This is a genomic window from Candidatus Rokuibacteriota bacterium (assembly GCA_016188005.1).
Lineage (GTDB): Bacteria > Methylomirabilota > Methylomirabilia > Rokubacteriales > CSP1-6 > UBA12499.
Map to the genome: position 1 here is coordinate 52559 of JACPIQ010000004.1, position 17756 is coordinate 70314.

Below are 17756 nucleotides of genomic sequence, written 5' to 3' on the forward strand. Positions count from 1 at the left end.
CGTGCACGTGCCGCCGGATGCAGGGGGTGCCGGGTGACCCGTCGAGCTCTTCTCACGTTGACGCTCACGCTCGTCCTGTGCACCACCGGTGCGCCGCCTGCTGGCGCCCAGCTCTACCGCTGGACCAATGAGCACGGCGAGGTGCACTTCACCCAGGGGCTCGAGAGCGTGCCCGAGCGCCACCGGCCCGGGGCCAAGTTCCTGGGCTACCCGGAGTCGCCGCCGCCGCCCCGGGCCGAGCCGCCATCGCCCCTGGCGCCGGCCGCCCGCCGCACTACGCGTATCCCGTTCGTGCCTGGCAGCCCGGTGCTGGTGGACGTCCGCATCAACGGTGGCCGCAGCGTCCGGCTCATCCTGGACACCGGGGCCTCGATGACGGTGATCAGGCCGCGCGCGCTGTGGGCGCTCGGGGTGGACATGACGGGGGCGCGGCCCGCCGAGGTCAGGGGCGTGACCGGCACCTCCAGAGCGCTCACGGTGCGGCTCGAGAGCGTCGAGGTGGGAATGGCCAAGGCCGGGCCGCTGTGGGTGCTGGCCCACGACGCCTCCATGCCGCAGGGTGACGGTCTCCTCGGCCGGGACTTCCTGGACCGCTTCACGGTCACGCTCGACAGGCAGGAGCGCGTCGTCATCCTGAGCGAGCGATAGCGACGCGGTATGATCACGGCGCCATGAGGCCGCCCATGCTCGCGGCGCTGGCCTGGCTCATCGTCCTCGCCGGCTTGGCGCCCGCCGCAGGGGCCCAGACGTACCGCTGGACCGACGAGCGCGGCCAGGCGCATTACGGCCAGGGGCTCGACAGCGTGCCCGAGCGATATCGCGCCGCCGCCCGCCGGCTCAGCCTGCCGGCGCTGCCGCCCGAGTCCAGCCCGGCCTCGCCCGCCGCGCCCGCCGGCGCCGCGCAGATCCGCTTCACCCCGGGGCAGCCGATCTGGGTGAGCGCGTGGATCAACAATGCGGGAAGCGCGCAGCTCATGCTCGACACGGGCGCCTCCGTGACGACCATCAGCCCGCGGGTGCTCGAGCAGCTCGGCGTCAGCAGCCGGAGCGCGCTCCGCGGCTCCATCAAGGGCGTGACGGGCGTCGCCGACGCCCTCTTCGTCCTGCTGGACAGCATCGAGGTCTCGGGGGCACGGGCAGGCCCGATCCGCGTGGTCTCCCACGACTCGGAGCTGGGGCAGGGCGACGGACTCCTCGGGCGAGACTTCCTCGACCGGTTCACGGTCAACATCGACAATGCGGCGGGGATCGTCACGCTGACGCCCCGGTAGCCTTCCAGCCGCCGGCGGGGGTTTCTTGACCCTAAACCCACACCGGTGTTACGTTTCAGCCTCTATGGACTACAAGAGCACGCTCAACCTGCCGAAGACCGCCTTCCCCATGAAGGCCAACCTGCCGAAGCTCGAGCCGGAGATGCTCGAGCGATGGGAGGCCGCCGACATCTATGGCCGGATCCGCCAGGCTTCCGCGCGGCGGCCCCTGTGGATACTCCACGACGGCCCGCCCTACGCCAACGGCCACATCCACATGGGCACGGCGCTCAACAAGATCCTGAAGGACTTCATCGTCAAGTCCCGCACCATGCTCGGGCAGAACGCGGTGTACGTCCCCGGCTGGGACTGCCACGGCCTGCCCATCGAGCACCAGGTGGACAAGGAGCTGGGGCTCGACACGGCCTCGCTGGACGTGCGCCGCGCCATGGATCCCGTGGAGAAGATCCGCCGTTGCCGCGAGTACGCCGCCAAGTTCATCGACATCCAGCGGGACGAGTTCCGCCGCCTGGGGGTGTTCGGCGACTGGAAGCATCCCTACATCACGATGGAGCCGGCCTACCAGGCCACCATCGTCCGCGAGTTCGGGCGCTTCGTGGGGCGCGGGATGGTCTACAAGGGGCTCAAGCCCGTGCACTGGTGCATGCACTGCAAGACGGCGCTGGCCCAGGCCGAGGTCGAGTACGAGGGCCAGACCACCCCGTCGGTATACGTCAAGTTCCCCGTGAAGGCGCCGAGCCCGGCCCTGGCGCGGGCGCTCGGGGGCCGGGCCGCGTCGCTCGTCATCTGGACCACGACGCCCTGGACGCTCCCGGCCAACCTCGCCATCGCCATCCACCCCGGCGAGACCTACACGGCCATCGAGGTGGACGGGGAGTGGCTCATCGTGGCGCAGGCCCTGGCCGAGCCCGTGGGCTGGCTCGACGGAGTCCGCGGCCGCGCCCAGGCCGCGCCCCTGTCACTCACCGGCGAGGCGCTCGAGGGCACGCTGGCCCGCCACCCGTGGATCGAGCGAGAGGTGCCCGTGATCCCCGCCGACTTCGTCGCCATGGATGCCGGCACGGGGCTCGTCCACATCGCCCCCGGCCACGGCGAGGAGGACTACGAGCTGGGGCGCAAGGCGGGCCTCCAGGTCTACAACCCCGTGGACGACGACGGGCGCTTCACGCCCGAAGTCGCGCATTTCGGCGGACTCACGGTGTGGGAGGCCAACCCCCGGATCATCGAGCACCTGCGGCGGGCGGGCGCACTCGTGGCGTCGGTCGAGTTCGAGCACACCTATCCGCACTGCTGGCGCTGCAAGAACCCCACCCTCTTCCTCGCCACGGAGCAGTGGTTCATCGCGCTCGACAAGACGGGGCTCCGCCAGAAGACGCTCGAGGCCATCCGGCGCGACGTCCGGTGGATTCCGCCCTGGGGCGAGGAGCGCATCTTCAACATGGTGGCCCACCGCCCCGAGTGGGTGATCTCCCGCCAGCGCGTCTGGGGCGTGCCGATCGTCGCCTTCTACTGCGAGCGGTGCGGCGGCCTCCTGCTGGAGGAGCGCCTCGTCGAGCACGTGGCGGCCATCATGAGAGCCGGCCGGGGCGCCGACGAGTGGCACGCGCGCGAGGCGGTGGATCTCTTGCCGGCGGGCACCGTCTGCGGCGCCTGCGGCGGGGCGGCCTTCCGCAAGGAGACGGACATCCTGGATGTGTGGTTCGACTCCGGCTGCAGCCACGCGGCGGTGCTCGAGACGCGGCCCGACCTGCGCTGGCCGGCCGACATGTATCTCGAGGGCTCGGACCAGCACCGGGGCTGGTTCCACTCCTCCCTCCTGGAGGCCGTCGGCACCCGCGACAGGCCGCCCTATCGCTCCGTCCTCACTCACGGCTTCGTGGTGGACGGCGAGGGCCGGAAGATGTCCAAGTCGCAGGGCAACTACGTGACGCCCGAGGAGCTGCTCCCGAAGTACGGGGCCGAGGTGCTCCGGCTCTGGGTCGCCGCCGAGGACTACACGGAGGATATCCGCCTCTCGGACGAGATCCTGACCCGGCTGGCGGAGGCCTACCGCCGGGTGCGCAACACCTGCCGCTTCCTGCTGGGGGCGCTGGCCGATTTCGACCCGGACCGCGACCGCATCTCCTATGCCCGGATGGACGAGCTGGACCGCTGGGCCCTGCTGAGGCTCGGCGAGCTCATCGCGCGGGTGCGCAAGGCGTACGACGCCTACGAGTTCCACGTGGTGTTCCATGCCGCCCACAACTTCTGCGCCGTGGAGCTCTCGGCGCTCTACCTCGACATCATCAAGGACCGTCTCTACGTCTCCGCCCCCGACGACCCGCGGCGCCGCGCGGCCCAGACCGTCTGCTTCGAGGTGCTGACGGCCCTGACCCGGCTGCTGGCGCCCATCCTCACCTTCACGGCGGACGAGGTCTGGTCGCATATCCCCGGCAGCGGCAAGCCCTCGAGCGTGCACCTGACGCTGTTTCCCGAGGAGCGGGGCGAGTGGCTCGACGAGCAGCTCGCCGCCGACTGGGACCGGCTGCTGGAGGTGCGCGGCGAGGTCTCCCGCGCCCTCGAGGGGGCGCGCAAGGCCGGCCGTATCGGCAAGGGCCTCGACGCCGTCGTGTACGTCGTCACCGCGCCGGAGGAGCAGTGGCTGCCGCTGCTGGAGAGCAAGGGCGAAGGGCTCCTCGCGGCGCTCTTCAACGTCTCCGGCGTCAAGGTCAAGCAGGGGCCGCCCGCCGGCGCCGGGCTCGCCCACGAGAGCCAGGACATCCCCGGGCTCCTGCTGACGGTGGTGGCGGCCCAGGGGCTCGGCTGGAGGAAGTGCGAGCGCTGCTGGATGTGGACGGGGCATGTCGGCGAGGACGCCGCCCACCCGACCCTCTGCGAGCGCTGCGCCCCCGTCGTCCGCTCGCTCATGACATGAAGCTCGTCTGCTGGCTCGCCGGGGTGATCCTGGTGCTCGACCAGCTCACCAAGGCGGTGGCCCTGTGGCGCCTGGCGCCCGGCGTGCCGGTGCCGGTGCTGGAGGGCCTCTTCTCCCTCACGCTCGTCATGAACCCGGGGCTGGCCTTCGGCATGCTGTCCAGCGCCCCCGACGGCTGGCGGTGGATCGCCGGGATGCTCTCGCTCGTCGCGCTCGCGATCCTCTCCGTGATCGCCGCCCGCCTCCTGCCCACGGGCGGCGTCTGGACGGCGCTGTCGCTCGGCCTCGTCTTCGGCGGCGCGGCCGGGAACCTCATCGACCGGGTCCGCTTCGGCGCCGTGGTGGACTTCCTGGACTTCTACTGGCGCGGCTACCACTGGCCGGCCTTCAACGTGGCGGACTCGGCCATCACGGTGGGCGTGGCCCTCCTCGCGCTCCGCATGATGCTCACGCCCACCGCCCCGTCCGACCGCGCGCCCCGCTGACGGGGTAGTCAAGTGTGTTGTTGCCGCTATGGTTGATCCGCCACGGACGGAAGGGGGCGGCCCGCATGACGTCTTCACGATCGCTCGGGCCGACCGCACCAACCGCGCCGCCCCGGAAGCCGCGGGGGCGCAGATGATACACCGCGGGGCCACGCGGGAGAACACGGCCCGCGGGGAGTGGCTGTCCTCGCGAACCTCGCAGGAACTCAGGGCCGCCAACCCCGACGTCAGCCGTGGCGCCTCGTGTTACATAGACCGATCTTCCCCTCGTAACGCAGTTCCAGTGATATCAGGTTAGCCGGCCCATCCGAAATCGGGGAGAGTGAGCGGATCATGGAGGAACGACCGAAGCCTCCCGGCCTCGTCTCTGACTGGACCACCTTGCGCGATGCCTACGAGGCGATGACGTGCGATTCCGGACACCGATGGGTATATCGAGGGCAACGAGACTCACAGTGGGGCCTTCGCTCAAGCCTTGAGCGCGCATTGACGCGCTTCCATCGTCCACTCGAGGATACGCCTTTCGTCGAACGTTGGCTGGTGGCTGAATTCAAGCGCCATGCCCATCGCTACAACACAGAGACACCCCACGACGATGACATCTTCCGCTGGCTGGCGCTGATGCAGCATCACGGTGCGCCAACTCGATTACTCGACTTCAGCTACTCGTTCTACGTCGCGGCCTTCTTCGCGGTCGAGCGCGCCGGCCTTGGCGATCGCTGCGCCATCTGGGCGATCGACCAAGCGTGGTGTTGGGATCGCGCGAAGCAGCGGCTGCCCGGTCATCTCATTGGAGCGATTGAGCTCGATCCGACAAGAGGCAAGACGCCCGCAATTCAGACCAAGGTGCTTGAGAATCAAGTATGCGCAGTGATGCCAGACAATCCCTTCTTTCTCGACGAGCGACTGGCGGTTCAGCAAGGCGTGTTCCTAGTTCCGCTTGACGTCACGAAGTCATTCATGCACAACCTCTTCGGCTCAGCGGATCGGCACGAAGCCCCTGGCTACGTTCACAAGTTCGAGATTTGCGTGACTGAGGCATTCTTGCTTGGCGCGCTGTCCGACCTGAAGCGCATGAACATATCCCGGGTCAGCCTTTTTCCGGGACTCGACGGTCTTGCTGGGAGTCTAGGAGTGCGAATTGCCACTGATACCGCGTAACGTTCGTCGGGCTACTCAGTCAAGGCCGTCTGACGACACGTTCGACCGGACCGCTGGCTCGCGTTCGCTCGCCGCGGCCGGTCAACGTGGGCGTTGGGCCGGCAAGGGCGGAGCTACAGGTGCTCAAGGAGGCGGTCATACTGGGCGTGCGTGCCGATCCAGAACCACGTGATCTCCTCATCCTCCAGAAGCCCGACGGCACGGTATCCGAGGGTCACGCGGACCGAGTAAATGGGGTCGCGGTCGTGAACCTTCTTGAAGTGGAGGCTTGGATGTCGGGCGTCCTCGCGGAACAGCCGATAGGCCTTCCGAGCGAGTCCCCTGATCTCAGGTGGCAGCTCGCCATACGCCGCCCAGAAGCGCGGCGTCGCGCGAGATCTCACAGCTTGTCGGGGTCGAGTTCCGTCGCTCGGCCGGCTGAGCGCTCAACCCGGGCCTCGGCGGCGAGCTTGCTCAGAGCGTCCTGTGAGCTCGCGAACTGGCGCGCCCAGTGTTCGTCGTCCCGGAGCTCGTCGAGCAGCCACTGGGCGATCCGGTCCTGTTCGTCGGCCGGGAGCGTTGCGAGTTTGGCGATGGCAGCGTCCAGCGCTCGGGTCATCAGACGCAGTATACAGTGCTCGGCGGCGCGGCCCAACCCCGCAGTGCACCGGCCCGGGGCTCGCGTTGCTCACCCCGGCCGCTGAGCGCCGGCGTTGGGCGCCGGGTCAAGTCAAGGGAGGCGTGATTGCGCTTCGAATGGAATCCCCGCAAGGCGGCGGAGAACCTTGTCGGACACGGCGTCTCGTTCGAAGAAGCGGCAACGGTGTTCCGCGACGCCCTGTCAGCAACCGGCGCAGACCCCGACCGTTCTTTCGACGAAGAACGGTTCGTCACCTTCGGCATCTCAACCGGGGCCGCCTTCTGGCCGTCGCTCACACCGACCGTGGCGATACAATCAGGATCATCAGTGCGCGCCCAGCGACACCAAGCGAAAGGAACATCTATGAAGAAAGCTAGCCGAAGGGTGGTTGAGGATCTGCGACCCGAGTACAAGCGCTCCGACTTTGGGACGCCGGCTCGCGGCAAGTACGTACAGCGGGTCATTGAAGCCACGAATGTGGTCGTCCTCGATCCGAGGTTGCCAAGGCGTTTCCAAATGATCGCGCCGTCAATAGGGCGCTCCGCGGACTGCTTCGTGATCGCAAGCCCTCCGCTCGCCCAACTCCCCGTTCAACCCGGCCGCGCTGCGAGCGGCGCGCCGGTTAACGGTGCGTTGGGCCGCATCGCCAGTTCGACCGGGTGCAGTCCGGGGAGGTCGGTGGATGCAGTCACCCGCCCTTGTGATACCGTTCGGGTATATGGCTGACCCAGCGCGCGGACTCGAATCGAGTGCCCTGAAGCTCTCGCGCCGGGACCGCGGCCGCCTCGTGCAACGCCTCCTCTCCAGCCTCGATCAGGAAGCAGATGCGGGTGCTGACCAACTGTGGCTTGAGGAGGCGGAGCGTCGCCTGGGCAGCTCAAGTCCGGAAAGGAGTGAAGGGGATCGCCCTGGTCCGCCTGCGGAGCGGGACGATCCGCCGGGCGGAAGTGCACCGGCATGAGGCGCCCGGCATCGGGAGGAAGGAGATGAAGCGCAAGCGCTATGTCGACAAGACCTCGTAAGCCACGTCGTCGTCCGACGGTCAGGTTCGTGGTGTGCGTAGAGAACTCCGAGTGTCCAGCGTCGTTGGAGTTGCACAAGATCTATTGCGTCCTCCCCGATCGGGACGCGGCACGGGAGGGCGACCTCCGGATCGTGGACGCGAGCGGTGGGGACTATCTCTACCCAGGGGAATGGATCGACGCTGTTGAAGTCCCGCGTCGGGCCAGAGCCTCACTCCTTCGCCGGCCGGCTCGGCTTCGACCCGCATAGCGCTGGTTCGAGCCACGGTCAGCCGCGCCACCGTGCAGGTGCTCAATCTCCGTCGTCATGTCGCGGTCAGTCACGGGAGGCCCGGCTGGCGAGCTCGCGAGGACGGCCGTTGAAGACCTGGGCCGACACGGTCGCCCATGCCGAGGCCGGGACGCGGCTCGACCGATGGCTGGCCGGGCGTCTCCCGGATCTCTCCCGCACGCGGCTCCGGGCGCTGATCGAGGGCGGCGAGGTGCGCGTGGGCGGGCATGCCGTCAAGGCGGCGCGCCGGCTCCGGGCGGGCGAGCGCGTGGAGGTCCTCATCCCTCCGCCGCCGCCCGAGAGCATGGCTCCGGAGGCGATCCCGCTCCGCATCGTCTTCGAGGACGAGGACGTGCTGGTGGTGGACAAGCCCGCGGGGATGGTGACGCATCCGGGGGCGGGGCAGCGCTCAGGCACGCTGGCGGCGGCGGCGCTGGCCCATGCCCCCGGCATCGCGGGGGTCGGGGGCCCCGGCCGGCCCGGGATCGTCCACCGGCTGGACAAGGGCACGTCCGGCCTGATCGTCCTGGCGAAGACGCAGCGCGCCTATGGCGCGCTCACCTCGCAGCTCGCGCGGCGCAGCGTCAGCCGCCGCTATCTCTGCCTGGTCCATGGCGCGGTGAGGTCGGCGAGCGGCGTGATCGATGCCCCGCTGGCGCGGGACCCGCGCTCGCGCACCCGCATGGCCGTGGCGCGGGTGGGCACGGGCAAGCGGGCCGTGACGCGCTACACGGTGCTCGAACGCTTTCCGGACGTCAGCTTCCTCGAGTGCCGGCTCGAGACGGGACGCACTCATCAGATCCGCGTGCACCTGGCCTCGCTGGGCCACCCGTTGCTGGGAGACGAGACCTACGGCCGGCGCCGGTCGGCCTCCGTCAGCGACCCCGAGCTGGCCCGGCTCATCCGGGAGCTCGACGGTGTGGCGCTCCACGCCGCGGGGCTGGCCTTCATTCATCCGGGCTCTGGCACCCCCGTGGAGCTCGTGTCTCCTTTGCCCGACAGAATGGAGCGCCTGCTGTGTCGCTTGCGCGACAGGGCGCCATGATCAACATGGCCGGGGCATGTTGACCGCGGGCGAGACGGTCGCATCAGCAACCGTTTCCCCAGCGGCCGGTGACCGTCGCGCCCCCTGGCACGCCGCGTGCTAGAATCGAGTTGCCATGCCAGAGTTGACCGCGGTGATCCTCGCGGCCGGCGAGGCCAAGCGGATGCGATCGAGCCTCCCAAAGGTGCTGCACCCGCTCTGTGGCCGCCCCCTGATCTCCTATCCCGTGGCGGTGTGCCGGGCTCTGGGGGCGCGGGTGGTGGTCGTCGTGGGACGCGCCGCCGCCGAGGTGCGGGCCGCGGTCGGTGAGGCCGGCGACCTGACCTTCGTCGAGCAGAAGGACCGGCTCGGCACGGGGCACGCCGTGCTCCAGACGGCCGACGCCTGCGGGGGCGGCGAGGGGACGCTCCTCGTGATCCCCGCCGACCAGCCGCTGCTCGGCGAGCCGACGCTGCGTCGCCTCGTGGAGCAGCATCGTGCCACCGGCGCCGCCGCCACCCTGCTCACGGCGGAGCTGGAGGATCCCACCGGCTACGGCCGGGTGATCCGCGAGGGCGGCCGGCCCATCGCCATCGTCGAGCACCGCGACGCGACGCCCGCGGACCGCGCCATCCGCGAGATCGGCACCGCCGTGTACTGCTTCGAGGCGCCCGCCTTCTGGCCAGCGCTCGCGCAGGTGACGCCGCAGAACGACCAGGGCGAGTACTACCTCACCGACGTGATCGGGATCCTCCACCGCCAGGGCCGACGCATCGAGGCGGTGGTCGCGCCGGATGCGGTCGAATGCCTCGGCATCAACGACCGGAAGCAGCTCGCCGAGGTCGCGGCCATCCTTCGCCGACGCATCCTCGAGCGGCTCATGGCCGAGGGCGTCACCGTGCTGGACCCGGCCTCGACCTTCGTGGACGACGGCGTGCGGATCGGGGCCGACAGCGTGCTCTATCCCGGCGTCATCCTCGAGGGACAGACCGTCATCGGGCGCGACTGCGTGGTGGGGCCGGGCTGCCACGTGGTGTCGAGCCGGCTGGGCGATGGCGTCGCCCTCAAGCCCTACTGCGTGCTCACCGAGGCGCGCGTGGAGGACGGCGCTCAGCTCGGCCCCTTCTGCCACCTGCGCCCGCTCTCGCACGTGGGGCCCACGGCGAAGATCGGCAACTTCGTGGAGCTCAAGAAGTCGCGCATCGGCCGCGGGGCCAAGGTGCCGCACCTCTCGTACGTGGGAGACGCCACCGTGGGCGAGGGAGCCAATGTCGGCGCGGGCACGATCACCTGCAACTACGACGGCGTGAAGAAGCACGAGACGGTGATCGGCGACCGGGCCTTCATCGGCACCAACTCGAGCCTCGTGGCCCCGGTGACCATCGGCGAGGGCGCCTACGTGGCGGCGGGTTCGGTCATCACCAAGAACGTGCCGCCCGACGCGCTCGCCGTGGCGCGCGGCCGGCAGGAGCTGCGCGAGGGGTGGGCGGCCCGCCGCCGGGCGGCGCGCCCCCGCGAGACGCAGCCGCCCGAGGGCTAGCACGATGCTCCACACCCCCCAGGCCGCGGCCTGCTAGCGATGTGCGGGATTGTCGGCTACATCGGTGACAAGAGCGCCGTCGAGATCATCCTCGACGGGCTCAAGCGCCTGGAGTACCGCGGCTACGACTCGGCGGGGGTGGCCGTGCTCGGCCCCGACGGGCTCCAGGTGCGTCGGGCGGCCGGTCGGATCAAGGTCCTGGAAGGGCTCCTCCGCGAGCAGCCGGTGAAGGGGACCGCCGGCGTGGGACACACCCGCTGGGCCACGCACGGGCGCCCCACGGACGACAATGCCCACCCCCACACCGACGGTTCGGGCACTCTCGTGGTCGTGCACAACGGGATCATCGAGAACTACCTCCCCATCAAGGAGCGGCTCCAGCGGGAGGGCCACCAATTCCGCTCGGAGACCGACACCGAGGTCATCGCGCACCTCATCGAGCGCCATCTCCAGGACACCCCGAAGCTGGAGGAGGCGGTGCGGCGGGCGCTGGGGGAGCTGCGCGGCTCGTACGCCATCGCGGTCCTCTCGCGCCACGCGCCGGATCGGCTCGTGGCCGCCAAGCACGGCGCGGGCAGCGTGGTGGTGGGGCTGGGCGAGGGGGAGACCTTTCTCGCCTCCGACATCCCGGCCATCCTCATGCACACGCGCGACATGGTGATCCTGGAGGACGGCGATCTGGCCGTCGTCACGCGCCACGGCGTCGACCTGAGCCAGCTCGACGGGGCGCCCGTGGAGCGCGCGCCCACGCGCATCCTGTGGGACCCCATCCTGGCCGAGAAGGGCGGCTACCGCCACTTCATGCTGAAGGAGATCTACGAGCAGCCCCGGGCGGCGGCGGACACGCTGCGCGGGCGCGTGTCGCCCGAGAGCGGCAGCGTGGTGCTGCCCGACATCTCGCTTGACCCCGAGGTCCTCCACGACATCCAGCGCGTCGTGCTGCTCGCCTGCGGCACCTCCTATCACGCCGCCATCGTCGCCCGGTTCCTCGTCGAGCGGCTCGCGGGGATCGCGGCCGAGGTGGATGTCGCCTCCGAGTGGCGCTACCGCGACGCCGTGGTGGGCCCGGACACCCTGGTGGTGGCGCTGTCGCAGTCCGGCGAGACGGCCGATACGCTCGGTGCCGTGAAGGCCGCCCGCGCGCGGGGAGCGCCCATCGTCGGCATCACCAACGTGGTGGGCTCGGCGCTGGCGCGCGAGGCGACGGGCATCCTCTACACGCCCGCCGGGCCCGAGATCGGCGTGGCCTCCTCGAAGACCTTCACGGCCACCATGATGGCCGGCTACCTCCTGGCGCTCTGGCTCGGCCGCCGGCGCGGGGCGCTCCCGCCGGAGGAAGGGCGGAAGCATGTGCAGGCGCTCCTCGAGCTGCCGCGGCTCATGGAGAAGACGCTCGAGCTGGAGCCCCAGCTGGCCGGGCTCGCGCGGGACCTCTCGCACTACAAGAACTTCCTCTTCCTCGGGCGCGGGATCAACTTCCCCATCGCCCTCGAGGGCGCGCTCAAGCTCAAGGAGCTGTCGTACCTGCACGCCGAGGGGTATCCGGCGGGGGAGATGAAGCACGGGCCCATCGCGCTCATCGACGACGGGATGCCGGTGGTGGCGCTGGTGCCCCGCGACGGCACCTACGAGCGGATGATGGGCAACGTCGAGGAGGTGCGCGCGCGGGAGGGGCGCGTCATCGCGCTGGCCCACGAGGGGGACAAGGAGATCAAGGCCAAGGCCGACTGGGTGATTCCCGTGCCCGTGGCCAGCGACCTCCTCACGCCCATCCTCATGGCCATCCCGCTCCAGCTCCTCGCCTATCACGTCGCGGTGCGGCTCGGCCGCGACGTGGATCAGCCGCGCAACCTCGCCAAGTCCGTCACGGTCGAGTAGGCCGCCGCCGCGGCGGGGCCGGCCGTTCCCCTGTGGTATCGTAGGTGCCCATGCTCCGTCCGGACGCAAGCCGCGAGGCGATCCTCGGTCCCCTGAACCCGGTGCAGCGCGAAGCCGTGATGGCCACCCGGGGCCCGCTCCTCGTCCTGGCGGGCGCCGGCAGCGGCAAGACGCGCGTCATCGCCCACCGAATCGCCTATCTCCTCGGCGTCGAGGGGGTGCCGCCGCGCCACGTGCTGGCCGTCACGTTCACGAACAAGGCCGCCGAGGAGATGCGCCGGCGCGTCGAGGAGCTGGTCCTCCCCGCGGGGATCCGCCCGCCGCTCATCGCCACCTTCCACTCCACGTGCGTCCGGCTCCTGCGCGCCCACGCCTCGCGCGTGGGGCTCGCCCCATCCTTCGTGATCTACGACGAGGAGGACCGGCTCACGCTGGTGCGGGAGGCCATGCGCGAGCTCGGGGTGGACGAGCGCGAACTCACGCCGGCGGCCGCCGTGCACCGCATCAGCCACGCCAAGAACCAGATGCTCCCGGTGGAGGAGGTGGAGCGTGTCGCGCGGACGCCGCGCGAGGAGCGCCTCGCGTCGCTCTACCGGCTCTACGAGGGCCGGCTGCGCGGGATCGGCGCGGTGGACTTCGACGACCTGCTCCTCCTGGGCGTCCGCCTCTTCGAGACCGCGCCGGACACGCTCGCCTGGTACCGGGAGCTCTGGCAGCACGTGCTCGTGGACGAGTACCAGGACACGAACCGCGCCCAGTACCGGATGGTGCGGCTCCTGACCCAGGAGCACCGCAACCTCTGCGTCGTGGGGGACCCCGACCAGTCCGTCTACCGCTGGCGCGGCGCGGATCTGCGGAACATCCTCGACTTCGAGAAGGACTTCCCGGACTGCCGCGTGGTGGCCCTCGAGCAGAACTACCGCTCCACGAAACGCATCCTCCGCATGGCCTCGGCGGTCATCGAGCACAACACGGCGCGCAAGGACAAGGGGCTCTGGACGGAGAACGCGGAAGGGGAGGCGGCCACCGTCTACCGGGCCTGGGACGAGACCGAGGAGGCGGCCTTCGTGGCCCGCGCGATCCGCGACCTCCGCGGCCGGGGCGCGGAGTACCGCGACGTGGCGGTCTTCTACCGCACCAATGCCCAGTCGCGCGTGCTCGAGGACGCGCTCCGCCGCGCGAGCATCCCGCACCTGATCGTGGGCGGCGTGCGCTTCTACGAGCGGCGGGAGATCAAGGACGTGCTGGCCTACCTGCGCCTCGCCGTGAACCAGCGGGACGACGTCGCCTTCCGCCGGGCGGTGGCCGCGCCCTCCCGCGGCATCGGGCGGACGACGCTCGACCGTCTGGACGCGATGGCGCGCCGGAGCGGTATGGGCCTCCTGGCGGCCTGCGCCGAGCTGCCGCCGGAGATCGCGGCCAGGCCGCGGCAGGGGCTCCGGGACTTCGCGCGGCTCGCGGCCCGGCTCCAGGAGCGGCGGGCCGCGCTGCCCCTGCCGGCCTTCATCGACGAGGTGCTGGGCAGTACCGGCTACCGGGCGGCGCTCAAGGCCGAGGGCACGGCGGAGGCCGACGCCCGCCTCGAGAACCTGGAGGAGCTGATCGCGGCCTCCGAGGAGTTCATCGCCGCCCGCGCGGCCGAGCCGGCGGGCGACGGCGCCCTGGAGGCCTTCCTCGACTCCATCGCGCTCGTGGCTGACACCGACGAGATCTCGGACGACCCCACGGGGGTCACGCTCATGACGCTCCACTCGGCGAAGGGGCTCGAGTTCCCCGCCGTGTTCCTCACGGGCATGGAGGAGGGTGTCTTCCCGCACTCGCGCTCCATGAACGACCCGGACGAGCTCGAGGAGGAGCGGCGGCTCTGCTACGTGGGGCTCACCCGCGCCCGGGAGCGGCTCTTCCTCTCCTACGCGCTCCACCGGCGGCTGCATGGGTACGGGCTCGGCGAGCCGTCACGCTTCCTGCTGGAGATCCCGGAGGAGGCCGTGACGCTCCTCACCTCCCGGGCCGCCGAGCCGCGGATGCCAGCGCGCGCGACGGCCCTGGCGGCGCCGCCGGCCGAGCCCGACGAGGACCTGCCCTTCCGCGTGGGCGCCCGGCTCCGCCACGCGCGCTGGGGCGAGGGGCTCCTGGTGGGGATCGAGCGCGAGGGAGACGACGTGATCGCCACGGTGCACTTCGCCAGCGTCGGGCGCAAGCGCCTGTCCCTCCAGTACGCGCACCTCGAGGAGCTCGACTGATGCCGCGGGGCGGCCCCGCCGGCGCGCGAAGGGGCGAGCGTGAGTGAGCCGAAGATCTCGATCGAGCAGGTGGAGCACGTGGCGCGCCTGGCGCGACTCGAGCTCTCCGCCGCCGACAAGGAGCGGATGCGCCGCGAGCTGGACGCGATCCTCTCCTACATCGACACGCTGCAGGCGCTCCCCACCGAGGGCGTGGAGCCGACCTCCCATGCCGTCCCGCTCATCAACGTGATGCGGGAGGACGAGCCCGAGCCCTCCTTCCCGCAGGCGGACATGCTGGCCAACGCCCCCGAGCCGAGCGGCGAAGCCTTCCGCGTGCCCCGGATCATCGAGGAGTAGGCCATGCTCACCCGCCTCACCATCGAGGAGCTGGGGGCGCGCTTCCGGCGCGGCGAAGCGACCCCGAGCCAGGCGGCGGCGGCGTACCTCGAGCGCATCGCCGCCCTCGACGGGCGGGTGAAAGCCTATCTCACGGTGACGCGGGACACGGCCCTCGGCCAGGCGGCGGCGGCCGACGCGCGCCTCGCGGCCGGCCGGCCGCTGTCGCCGCTCGACGGCGTGCCCGTCGCGGTCAAGGACCTGCTCTGCACACGTGGCATCCGGACGACGTGCGGCTCCCGGATCCTCGAGACCTTCGTGCCGCCCTATGACGCCACGGTGGTGGCCCGCCTCCGCGCGGCGGGCGCCGTCCTCCTCGGCAAGCTGAACATGGACGAGTTCGCCATGGGCTCTTCGACGGAGCACTCGGCCTTCTTCCCGACGCGGAACCCCTGGGACCTGGGCCGGGTGCCTGGCGGCTCCTCCGGCGGCTCGGCGGCGGCGGCCGCAGGCGATCTCGCGGCGGCGACGCTCGGGTCGGACACCGGCGGCTCCATCCGGCAGCCAGCGGCCTTCTGCGGCGCCGTGGGGCTCAAGCCCACCTATGGGCGCGTGTCCCGCTACGGGCTCGTCGCCTTCGCCTCGTCGCTGGACCAGATCGGCCCCTTCGCGAAGACGGTGGCGGATGCGGCCCTCGTGCTCGGTGTCATCGCGGGCGCTGATCGCCGGGATTCGACCTCGGTGGACGTCCCCGTGCCCGACTACCGGGCGGCCCTGGCGGGCGGCGTCGAGGGGCTCAGGGTCGGCATCCCCGCCGAGTACTTCATCGAAGGACTCGATCCCGAGGTGGAGGCGGCCGTGCAGACGGCGATCGCGGTGCTGCGCGGCCTCGGGGCCAAAACGGAGGGCGTGTCGCTGCCGCACACCCGCTACGGGCTGCCGGCCTACTACCTCATCGCTCCTGCCGAGGCCTCGTCCAACCTGGCGCGCTACGATGGCGTGAAGTACGGCCTCCGCGCGCCCGGCGGGCGCCACCTCGTCGAGATGTACGGCCGGACGCGAGCGGCGGGTTTCGGGGCCGAGGTCAAGCGCCGGATCCTGCTCGGCGCCTACGCGCTGTCGGCGGGCTACTACGATGCCTACTACGGCAAGGCCCAGCGCGTGCGGACGCTGATCCGCCGGGACTTCCAGCAGGCCTTCGAGCGTGTGGACGTGCTTGCAGCGCCCACAACACCCGGCGTGGCCTTCAGGCTCGGCGAGAAGACGGACCCGCTGCAGATGTACCTGAACGACATCCTCACCATCCCCGTGAACCTGGCGGGGCTCCCCGGGGTCTCCGTGCCTGCGGGCTTCACGCAGGCGGGGCTCCCCATCGGGCTGCAGCTCATCGGGCGGCCCTACGACGAGGCCACGGTGCTGCGGGCCGCCCACGCCTACCAGCAGGCCACCGAGTGGCATCGCCGGAAGCCACCGCTGGACCCGGCGCCCCGATGAGCCCGTCAGGGCGAAGAGGCCGCACCGCCGCGTGAGCTCATCCACGTTCAGGCGAGATGGATAAGCTAGAGACCGTCATCGGGCTCGAGGTCCACGCCCAGCTCCTGACCCGGAGCAAGATGTTCTGCGGTTGCTCCACCGCCTTCGGCGCGGCACCCAACAGCCAGACCTGCCCCGTGTGCCAGGGCATGCCGGGCGTGCTGCCGGTGATCAACCGGAGCGCCGTGGAGCTCGGCATCAGGACGGCGCTGGCGCTGGGGTGTCGCATCAACGAGCACAACCGCTTCGCCCGCAAGCACTACTACTACCCCGACATGCCGAAGAACTACCAGATCAGCCAGTACGAGGAGCCGCTGGCGGAGCACGGCGTCCTGGCCATCGAGGTGGGCGGGACCCCGCGCGCCATCGGCATCCAGCGGGTCCACCTCGAGGAGGACGTGGGAAAGCTCGTCCACGAGGGCGCCCTCGAGACGGCCCCGTCGAGCACCGTGGACTTCAACCGGGCCGGCGTCCCGCTCATGGAGATCGTCTCCAAGCCAGAGCTCCGGAGCCCCGAGGAGGCCGCCGGCTACCTGCGAGCGCTCCGGACCATCCTCCTCTATCTGGGCGTCTGCGACGGGAACATGGAGGAGGGGTCACTCCGCTGTGACGCCAACATCTCGCTCCGGCCGCCGGGCAGCCAGGAGTACGGCGTCAAGGTGGAGATCAAGAACATGAACTCCTTCCGCAACGTGCAGCATGCTCTCGAGCACGAGGTGAGGCGCCAGGGGAACGCGCTCGGCGCGGGGGAGCAGGTCGTTCAGGAGACGCGGCTGTGGGATCCGGAGCGCGGCCGGACCGTGTCCATGCGCTCCAAGGAGTATGCCCACGACTACCGCTACTTCCCGGAACCCGACCTGCCGCCGCTCCGGGTCGCCGCCGCCTGGGTCGAGGCCATCCGCGCTGGCCTGCCGGAGCTGCCGGCCGCTCGGCGCCAGCGCTTCGCCGCGACCTACGGGCTGTCGGCGTACGACGCCGACCTGCTCACCCAGGGCCGGGCGCTGGCCGATTACTTCGAAGCCGCCGTCCAGGCGCAAGGCCGGCCCAAGGCCGTCGCCAACTGGGTGCTGAACGAGCTTCTGCGCGAGCTTCCCGCGGATGACGACCGTGCCGTGGCAGCCTGTCCGATTCCGCCCCAGAACCTGGCCGGGCTGCTCCGGCTGATCGACGACGGGGCGATCAGCGGCAAGATGGCCAAGGACGTCTTCGAAACGATGTTCCGCAGCGGCCAGGACGCCCCGTCCATCGTCGCGCGCGAGGGGCTGACCCAGGTTGCCGACGCCGGAGAGCTCTCCCGTGTCGTGGACCAGGTGCTGGCCGCCAACCCGAAGGTTGTCGAGGACTGGCGCTCGGGGAAGAAGGCCGCGCTGGGCTTCCTCGTGGGGCAGGTCATGAAGGCCACGCAGGGACGAGCCAACCCCGGGCTGGTCAACAGGCTGCTGGGGGAAAAACTTCCGACAGGTTAAAGGGTTAAGTA

At 70.6% G+C, this 17756-nt stretch carries 15 protein-coding genes and 2 pseudogenes; 15 read left to right on the forward strand and 2 right to left on the reverse strand.

Annotation, left to right across the window (positions count from 1 at the left end):
- Positions 1-33: 33 nt before the first annotated feature.
- The 5 genes from HYV93_00670 to HYV93_00690 all read left to right on the forward strand — a co-directional run bounded on the left by HYV93_00670 (position 34) and on the right by HYV93_00690 (position 5831).
- Positions 34-648, forward strand: coding sequence for an aspartyl protease family protein (locus HYV93_00670; protein ID MBI2524473.1), 615 nt, complete (start codon positions 34-36; stop codon positions 646-648).
- Between the two features lie 23 nt (positions 649-671).
- Positions 672-1271: a clan AA aspartic protease gene (locus tag HYV93_00675; GenBank protein MBI2524474.1), complete on the forward strand. Its 600-nt coding sequence runs from the start codon at positions 672-674 to the stop codon at positions 1269-1271.
- Positions 1272-1335: 64 nt separating this feature from the next.
- The gene (gene ileS, locus HYV93_00680; protein MBI2524475.1) at positions 1336-4185 is read left to right on the forward strand and encodes an isoleucine--tRNA ligase; all 2850 of its coding nucleotides are present in this window, start codon (positions 1336-1338) and stop codon (positions 4183-4185) included.
- The gene (gene lspA, locus HYV93_00685) at positions 4182-4670 is read left to right on the forward strand and encodes a signal peptidase II (protein ID MBI2524476.1); all 489 of its coding nucleotides are present in this window, start codon (positions 4182-4184) and stop codon (positions 4668-4670) included. Before ileS ends, lspA begins: the two co-directional genes overlap by 4 nt.
- A gap of 333 nt (positions 4671-5003) precedes the next feature.
- Entirely contained in the window at positions 5004-5831 is an 828-nt protein-coding gene (locus tag HYV93_00690; GenBank protein ID MBI2524477.1) for an FRG domain-containing protein, read from the forward strand.
- A 113-nt stretch (positions 5832-5944) separates the two neighbouring features.
- Here the strand turns inward: HYV93_00690 and HYV93_00695 are convergent, their stop codons facing one another.
- Entirely contained in the window at positions 5945-6214 is a 270-nt protein-coding gene (locus HYV93_00695; GenBank protein ID MBI2524478.1) for a hypothetical protein, read from the reverse strand.
- Positions 6211-6429, reverse strand: coding sequence for a hypothetical protein (locus tag HYV93_00700; GenBank protein MBI2524479.1), 219 nt, complete (start codon positions 6427-6429; stop codon positions 6211-6213). The genes HYV93_00695 and HYV93_00700 overlap by 4 nt, the downstream gene beginning before the upstream one ends.
- A 126-nt stretch (positions 6430-6555) precedes the next feature.
- Here HYV93_00700 and HYV93_00705 point away from each other — a divergent pair.
- From HYV93_00705 to gatB, 10 genes and pseudogenes are all read left to right on the forward strand, one after another.
- Positions 6556-6827, forward strand: a pseudogene (locus HYV93_00705) (BrnT family toxin).
- Positions 6814-7076, forward strand: a pseudogene (locus HYV93_00710) (hypothetical protein). Before HYV93_00705 ends, HYV93_00710 begins: the two co-directional pseudogenes overlap by 14 nt.
- Before the next feature lie 92 nt (positions 7077-7168).
- On the forward strand, positions 7169-7411 hold the full coding sequence (locus HYV93_00715; protein MBI2524480.1) for an addiction module protein: 243 nt from the start codon (positions 7169-7171) through the stop codon (positions 7409-7411).
- Positions 7412-7831: 420 nt separating this feature from the next.
- Entirely contained in the window at positions 7832-8788 is a 957-nt protein-coding gene (locus HYV93_00720; protein ID MBI2524481.1) for an RluA family pseudouridine synthase, read from the forward strand.
- A gap of 115 nt (positions 8789-8903) precedes the next feature.
- Positions 8904-10307, forward strand: coding sequence for a bifunctional UDP-N-acetylglucosamine diphosphorylase/glucosamine-1-phosphate N-acetyltransferase GlmU (gene glmU / locus HYV93_00725; protein ID MBI2524482.1), 1404 nt, complete (start codon positions 8904-8906; stop codon positions 10305-10307).
- 39 nt (positions 10308-10346) lie between these two features.
- Positions 10347-12185: a glutamine--fructose-6-phosphate transaminase (isomerizing) gene (gene glmS / locus HYV93_00730; GenBank protein ID MBI2524483.1), complete on the forward strand. Its 1839-nt coding sequence runs from the start codon at positions 10347-10349 to the stop codon at positions 12183-12185.
- A 50-nt stretch (positions 12186-12235) separates the two neighbouring features.
- On the forward strand, positions 12236-14428 hold the full coding sequence (locus HYV93_00735; GenBank protein ID MBI2524484.1) for a UvrD-helicase domain-containing protein: 2193 nt from the start codon (positions 12236-12238) through the stop codon (positions 14426-14428).
- 39 nt (positions 14429-14467) lie between these two features.
- Positions 14468-14767 carry an Asp-tRNA(Asn)/Glu-tRNA(Gln) amidotransferase subunit GatC gene (gatC, locus tag HYV93_00740; GenBank protein MBI2524485.1) on the forward strand — a complete coding sequence of 100 codons (300 nt, stop codon included), beginning with the start codon at positions 14468-14470 and terminating at the stop codon, positions 14765-14767.
- Positions 14768-14770: 3 nt separating this feature from the next.
- Positions 14771-16240, forward strand: coding sequence for an Asp-tRNA(Asn)/Glu-tRNA(Gln) amidotransferase subunit GatA (gene gatA / locus HYV93_00745; protein MBI2524486.1), 1470 nt, complete (start codon positions 14771-14773; stop codon positions 16238-16240).
- A 56-nt stretch (positions 16241-16296) separates the two neighbouring features.
- The gene (gatB, locus tag HYV93_00750; GenBank protein ID MBI2524487.1) at positions 16297-17745 is read left to right on the forward strand and encodes an Asp-tRNA(Asn)/Glu-tRNA(Gln) amidotransferase subunit GatB; all 1449 of its coding nucleotides are present in this window, start codon (positions 16297-16299) and stop codon (positions 17743-17745) included.
- The last annotated feature ends 11 nt before the right edge of the window (positions 17746-17756 follow it).